This is a genomic window from Nesterenkonia aerolata (assembly GCF_031470965.1).
Lineage (GTDB): Bacteria > Actinomycetota > Actinomycetes > Actinomycetales > Micrococcaceae > Nesterenkonia > Nesterenkonia aerolata.
Genome location: NZ_JAVKGR010000041.1, coordinates 1 through 1,888, shown reverse-complemented (window position 1 = coordinate 1,888; position 1,888 = coordinate 1). Strand labels below are relative to the sequence as shown.

The 1,888-nt window shown below is 60.8% G+C and carries 1 protein-coding gene and 1 pseudogene; one reads left to right on the top strand and one right to left on the bottom strand.

Annotation, left to right across the window (positions count from 1 at the left end):
- Positions 1-54: 54 nt before the first annotated feature.
- Positions 55-878 (bottom strand): annotated as a pseudogene (locus RIL96_RS13220) (IS3 family transposase); the annotation flags it as partial.
- Positions 879-1,473: 595 nt separating this feature from the next.
- On the opposite strand from RIL96_RS13220, the gene RIL96_RS13215 reads away from it, so the two are divergent.
- Positions 1,474-1,888 (top strand): TCP-1/cpn60 chaperonin family protein (locus RIL96_RS13215; RefSeq protein WP_310549478.1); only part of this gene is annotated, 415 nt, incomplete at its 3' end.

Here is a 1,888-nt window from a genome sequence, read left to right as displayed (position 1 = left end):
CATAGTCCCTATCCTCTCTGCTCAACAGATCGGAACAAGACCCAGGACGGTTCACACTTGCGGCAGCCCCCGGTCAGCTGCGATGACATCCAGGTGAGCGGTGAGGTCAGCACCGGTGATGCTGCGGGCCACGATACCGCCGAGGCATTCACAGGTGTGTTCATCAACGATCGAAGCGATCTTGATCGTACGTCCGGTCTCGTCAGCGTCGAACTGGAAATCCACCGCCCACACTGTGTTCGGTGCCCCAGCCGAGGGGGCTTCCGCAGTGGAGGATCCGATGCGTTTGCGACGACGTTTCACCGGCACCCGTAAGCCCTCTTCGCGCCAGAGACGTTGGACCTTCTTATGGTTGATCTCCCAGCCCTCGGCCCGTGCATCATGGTAAGCCCGCCGATAGCCCCACCGCGGATGGGCCTTCGCGTAGGCCCGAAGCCACCCCCGCAGGCCGGCATCAGCGTCAGCGGTGGACTCACCGGTGAGCCGGCGGCGGAACGCAGAACGAGAAAGCCCGACCAACACCGTGGCCTTCCGCTCGGAGAGACCCATCTTCTGCATCAGGTGATGGACCCCAGCGCGGCGACGGTCCGGGCTTAGAAGTTTCCCTCCGCCAGCTCCTTCAACGCCGCCTTCTCCAGCTCGGCCTCTGCTAAGAGCTTCTTGAGCCGGTCGTTCTGTTTCTCCAGCTCCTTGAGCCGTTTGGCATCCTCGGCCTTGAGCCCGCCGTACTGGTTCTTCCACCGGTAGTAGGTGGCCTCGGTGACGCCGAGTTCGCGGGCGATAGCGGCGACGTCCTGGCCTTGGGCCTGAAGTTTTTCGGCGTCTTGGAGCTTCCGAATGATCTGTTCCGCGCTATGGCGTCGTCTCTTGCTTGTCATAGTCACACCAGTTTTCCTGCCCGGAGGCCCGGGCGCTAGCGCAACTCTCATAACCGGTGGAACTAAAATTAGGGGTCACACCAGACGTACTGACGCAGCCGGTCGTTGGTGACCATCTTCGCGGTCTTCGGACGGCGGGCGCGCCGCTCAGCATGCCACTGAGCAATCGAGGCCTTGTACTCCAGCTGATCGGTCCTGGTCGAGGCGTTCCAGCCGAACTGCTCTGGTTGCTGTCATAGACAGGTTCAGCGACTGAAATCACAGCGAGGGGCGGTAAAATCTCGCTCGCTGAGCGACCGACTCTCAGGGTGATCAGCTGAACAGAGAAGCCAACCGAGACGATGCCATATTGCCCCGGCTGCATGAGGACAGTGCCAATCTTCCCCGAGCCAATGAGATTCTGAGGTCGGCATTAGTTCTTGGACTCCAAGTCTGTCAGTCACACAATGTGTTGACCTAGATCGTCAAGGCACACTCGGATCGCCGAGACACCACGCCCAAGAATTCTCGTTTCCCCCTACATCGAGCCACAACGCATTCTCTATTCATTCAACGCGAAAATTAATGCGATGGATCAATCGTTCCAGTTCGCTTCGTGCGCTTCGTGCAGGGACTGGTCGTCGGAATGGCGCGTCCAGAAGATGGCCTTGATACCGGCATCTGCGTGCCGTTGCTCGATCAGGAAGACACGCCCGTGCTCATCCTCGCCCCCAGCGACATACAAGGCAGGCCGCCGCTCGGCATCATAAGTCGTCGGCAAGTCACCGTTGGGAGTCAACCCGAGCTCGTCAAGCACCGCGAGAGCTTTCCGGGCGGCATCGACAAGCTCGCAGACACGGTCAAGGTCACTCTGGGCCCCAAGGGCCGCAACGTGGTCCTGGACAAGTCCTGGGGCGCACCCACCATCACCAACGACGGCGTGACCATCGCCCGCGAGGTGGAGGTCGAGGACTCCTACGAGAACCTCGGCGCCCAGCTCGCCAAGGAGGTCGCCACCAAGACCAACGACG